Raw genomic sequence first — 4,857 nt, forward strand, 5'->3', positions numbered from 1 at the left:
AACCCGGCGTCCTGCCGGGTTACCCACGGATTCAAGCCTGCGTTCGGCCAGCGTGGTTTAACGGGGCGCCTAGGATCAAAAGCAGATCAAGAGCAAGAGCAAGAGCGGCTCGCTTCGCATCGTGGTTACGGTTGGGCGCTACAGGGTTGTGTAGATACCTATGCTCCGATAGCGGTGTGTCAGCCAGCCAGTGTTCAGCTGACACACCGCCATCGGGGGCAAGCCCCCTCCCACATTTGGATCTTCATTCATCAGTTAGCCACCACCGGCCCCTAAATCCTCTTCTCGCTGATGCGTCTTCAGAACATGAAGTCCGTGCGTATTCCCCACTCCCACGGATCACCACCTGAGGGATCGAGAGATGTCAGTCGCCACCAGCCCCATTGAAGCCGCGTCTGTGCACGCCAGCGAGACGCTCTATCAGTTCGACGAAACCCCGCTGCTGGCCCGTCAGCGCCAGCAGGAGTCCAACGCCCGCAGCTACCCGCGGCGCATCCCATTGGCGCTCAAGCGTGCCAAGGGTATCTACGTGGAAGACGTGGAGGGCCGCAGTTTCATTGATTGCCTGGCCGGCGCCGGCACGTTGGCGCTTGGGCATAACCACCCGGTGGTGATCCAGGCCATTCAACAGGTATTGAGCGACGAGTTGCCATTGCACACCCTGGACCTGACCACACCGGTCAAGGACCAGTTCGTGCAGGACCTGTTCGGCCTGTTGCCGCCGGAGCTGGCGCGGCAGGCGAAGATCCAGTTCTGCGGCCCGACCGGCACCGATGCGGTGGAAGCGGCCTTGAAGCTGGTACGCACCGCCACCGGGCGCAGTACGGTGTTGTCGTTCCAGGGCGGTTATCACGGCATGAGCCAGGGCGCGTTGAGCCTGATGGGCAGCCTCGGGCCGAAGAAACCCCTGGGCGCGTTGCTCGGCAATGGTGTGCAATTTCTGCCATACCCTTACGACTACCGCTGCCCGTTCGGCCTGGGGGGCGCGGAAGGGGTGCGGGTCAATCTGCATTATCTGGAAAACCTGCTCAACGATCCCGAAGCCGGTGTGTTGCCGCCGGCGGCGGTGATTGTCGAAGTGGTGCAGGGCGAGGGCGGCGTGGTGCCGGCGGATCTCGACTGGCTGCGCGGCTTGCGGCGCATTACCGAGCAGGCAGGGGTGGCGCTGATTGTCGATGAGATCCAGAGTGGCTTTGGCCGCACCGGCAAAATGTTTGCCTTCGAGCATGCGGGGATCATCCCGGACGTGGTGGTGATGTCCAAAGCCATTGGTGGCAGCTTGCCGTTGGCGGTGGTGGTCTACCGCGACTGGCTCGACACCTGGCTGCCGGGTGCGCATGCCGGAACCTTCCGTGGCAACCAGATGGCAATGGCGGCCGGTTCTGCGGTGATGCGCTACCTCAAGGAGCACAACCTGGCCGCGCATGCGGCGGCGATGGGCGAGCGCTTGGGCGAACACCTGCGCATCCTGCAACGCGACTTTGCGCACCTGGGCGATATTCGCGGGCGTGGGCTGATGCTTGGCGTGGAACTGGTGGACCCCAATGGCACATGCGACATCCAGGGCCATCCACCGGTGCACCGCCAGCTTGCGCCTGTGCTGCAACGTGAATGCCTCAAGCGCGGCCTGATCCTCGAGCTGGGCGGGCGGCATGGCAGCGTGGTGCGCTTCCTGCCGCCGCTGGTGATCACCGCCGCCGAGATCGACCGCGTCGCCGAGATCTTCGGGCGTGCCCTGGCGGCGGCGGTCGCCAGCGTCTAATTTTCCTGGCCCTTGATACGTTTCTACAGATATCAGTGCTGCGCATGGTGTGCAGCCGGCCTTTGAGCGACGGAGAACCGCAATGACCTCAGTATTTGACCGCGACGACATCCTGTTTCAGGTAGTGGTCAACCACGAAGAGCAATATTCGATCTGGCCCGACTACAAGGCCGTGCCGGAGGGCTGGCGCATCGTGGGCAAGAGCGGCATGAAGAAAGAATGCCTGGCCTATATCGAAGAGAACTGGACCGATATGCGTCCGCTGAGCCTGCGTCAGAAGATGGATGGCGCTGCACTCGCCTGAACATCGCCGATCAAAAATGTGGGAGGGGGCTTGCCCCCGATGGCAGTGGATCAGTTACAGATGCATCAACTGACACACCGCAATCGGGGGCAAGCCCCCTCCAACAATTAATTCGCGTTGACTTCAGGCCTTTCTTTTTCCTGTCCCCCCGTCACCACCTGCACGCTCAAACGCGGTGTCGCCAGGTCAAGCCCGGCTTCATCCAGGTGCCGCTTGAGCGACAGGTTGAACGCCCGCGACACTTCCCATTGCTTGATCGGCGCGGTCTTGAACCGCGCGCGCAGGATCGCGCTGCCTGATTCAAAACTCTCCACACCCTGGATCTCCAGCGGCGACCAGATATTGCGGCGCTGCAGCGGGTCGTTACGCATGGCCTGGCCGACATCGCGCATCAGCTTGATCGCGTCGTCGATCTCCATGTTGTAGGGAATCGCCACGCGGAAGATCGCGTAGCCGAACTCGCGGGAATAGTTCTTGATGCTCTTGATTTCGCTGAACGGAATCGTGTGCACGATGCCGTCGATATCGCGCAGGCGCACGGTACGAATGGTCAGGCCTTCGACAGTGCCCAGGTGGCCGCCGACGTCCACGTAGTCATCAATGGCCAGGGAGTCTTCGATAATGATGAACAGGCCGGTGATCAGGTCCGCCACCAGCGACTGTGCACCAAAACCGATGGCGATACCGATGACACCCGCACCGGCCAGCAGCGGCGTGACGTTCATGCCCATGTTCGCCAGGGCGACGATGGCGGCAATGATAAAAATGGTCACGAACAGCACGTTGCGGATCAGCGGCATCATGGTCTGCGCCCGCGCGTTGGCCAGGCCTTTGCGTGAGCGGGTCAGGGCGTGGTGGATCGCGGTGTCGCTGAGGATCCAGATCAGCCAGGCGAACAGCAAGGTCCCGCCCAGACCGAACAGCTTGACGCTGACTTCATGGCCGTCGCCTTCGGTAAAGCGAATCATCGACAGGCCCCACACCCGCAGCCCCAACTCGATAAACACCAGCCACACCGCCAGGTGCACCAGGGTGTAGACGAAGTTTTTCAGGCGGTCGGAGTACAGCGCATGGCGCTTGTGCCCGCGTTGCGGTTTGAGGGCGTGGCGTCGCACCAGCCCGTTGATCACCATGCACAACACCAGCAGCACCGTGCACAGCAGCGACTGGCGCAGGGCGGTGCTGCTGTCGCCGGCGGAAAGGAAGGTGGCGAACAGCGAAATGCCCACCAGCAACAGCGCCGGCAGGTACCAGAAGGTGCCGATGATCGAGAGGGTGTCGGTGAGGGCGCGACGCGTCAGACGGCGCGACAGCGGCTGGTTGCGGATCAGGTGGGCGATCGGCCGACGGAACCGCAGGATGAAGACGCCGGTGGACAGCGCTGCCATCACATTGGCAACCGTCGCGGCCGTATGCGCCAGGTGCTGGCCGAGCGCCGCGACCAGTCGCGGGTCGCTCAAGGCTTCGCCAAAGGCGGCAAAACTGCCGATCCACCACAGCGGGCGGAAGGCCTGGTGGCGCAGGATATACAGGGCGCGGTGGCGGTGCGGGCCGTCGAGCACCGAGAAGGCAATCACGCAGATCGCCGAGAAACAGGTGCCGACCACCAGCGCGTAAGCCAGCACCATCGCCAGCGACTTGCCCAGGGACGAGGGCAGGGCGTAGCTCAGGTAAACCGTAATCACCAAGGCGATCAACCACGGGCCCAGCTTGCGCAAGGCAAAGCGCAGCATGTCCCAGGTACGCGGGTGTTGCGGCAGTTCTTCGGGCAAGCCGAAGCGCTCGCGCACGCGGTGGCTGAGCCAGATCAGCGCGGCGGCCAACAGGCTCCACACTGCCAGGATCAGCGCAAAGCCAAAGATGATCGGCAGCCATTCGTTGGCGGGCAGCATCAGCGCGCTGAGTTCATCCCGGGCCAGATCGACTTCATTGGCCCAGCGCCCCAGCGGGCTGTCGGCGCCGGAGAACTGCTGTTCAAAGCCCGACAGCGTGCTGCCGATCAGGCCGAGCACACCCAGCTCGGCCGCCGGCTGGGCTTTCTGCGTGGCGGCGCGCAGCTTTTTCAAGTCGCTCAGCAACTGGGTGCGCTGCTGGTCGTTCTCCAGGGTCTTGATCACCTCGTCCAGCGACTGCCCCAGGGGCACATCGGCCTGGGGTTGGGCCTTGTTGGACCCGCCCAGCATCCCGGGCAAGCCCACCGCCTGGGCGGACGTCAGCGGCAGCATTATGAGCAGGGTGATCAGCAGGTAGCGGGGCAGGGCAAACAGACGGGAAAGCACGAGGCGGTCAACCTTGAAAGCGATGAATGGACCGAGTGTACGAGGCCGCTATGCCAGATGCGAGTGTCATTGCGCCAATTTGGCGAGGATCTTGTACACCACGGTGCCCAGGATCAGCAGCATGCCGACCCACATGCCGAACACGCCAAGGGGGTTGTCACGAAAATTGAAGCCCACGGCGAGCATGATCATGCCGATCAGGATGGGGATAAGCATGGCGTGGAAGGAGGACATGGAGATCATGGGGGTGACGGCCTTGTCGGAGTGGAAGTTCTGACAAGTCTAGGTCGGATTGCGGAAAGTGCAGGTGATGCAGATCAGTCCGTCTATACACATTACTCAATGTGGGAGGGGCGGTGCGACGATTCGACTTGCCCCCGATGGCGCCCTTGGGGCTGGCCGGGATGTTGGATCAGACTGAGTACATATCCGTTTCTGCGGTAACGGCTGCTAATGGTTCCGCTTTTACAGCGGCTCACTTTTGAAAAGCGCAAAAGTAAGCAAAACGCTCT

Annotated in this window: 4 protein-coding genes; 2 read left to right on the forward strand and 2 right to left on the reverse strand. The window is 62.4% G+C overall.

Annotated features, from left to right (window positions below):
- The first annotated feature begins 361 nt into the window (after positions 1-361).
- Both BFP96_RS23435 and BFP96_RS23440 read left to right on the forward strand, forming a co-directional pair.
- Positions 362-1,762 (forward strand): aspartate aminotransferase family protein, encoded by a 1,401-nt coding sequence (locus BFP96_RS23435; RefSeq protein ID WP_065937109.1) that lies wholly within the window; start codon positions 362-364, stop codon positions 1,760-1,762.
- 82 nt (positions 1,763-1,844) lie between these two features.
- A complete protein-coding gene (locus BFP96_RS23440; RefSeq protein ID WP_065937110.1) occupies positions 1,845-2,066 on the forward strand; it encodes an MbtH family protein in 222 nt (73 codons plus the stop codon).
- A 107-nt stretch (positions 2,067-2,173) separates the two neighbouring features.
- Here BFP96_RS23440 and BFP96_RS23445 read toward each other — a convergent pair whose 3' ends face one another.
- On the reverse strand, positions 2,174-4,345 hold the full coding sequence (locus tag BFP96_RS23445) for a mechanosensitive ion channel family protein (protein ID WP_065893996.1): 2,172 nt from the start codon (positions 4,343-4,345) through the stop codon (positions 2,174-2,176).
- A 66-nt stretch (positions 4,346-4,411) separates the two neighbouring features.
- Positions 4,412-4,588 (reverse strand): hypothetical protein, encoded by a 177-nt coding sequence (locus tag BFP96_RS30970; protein WP_163001699.1) that lies wholly within the window; start codon positions 4,586-4,588, stop codon positions 4,412-4,414.
- Positions 4,589-4,857: the final 269 nt, after the last annotated feature.

The organism is Pseudomonas sp. 34 E 7 (genome assembly GCF_900005715.1).
In the GTDB taxonomy this organism is placed as follows: domain Bacteria; phylum Pseudomonadota; class Gammaproteobacteria; order Pseudomonadales; family Pseudomonadaceae; genus Aquipseudomonas; species Aquipseudomonas orientalis_A.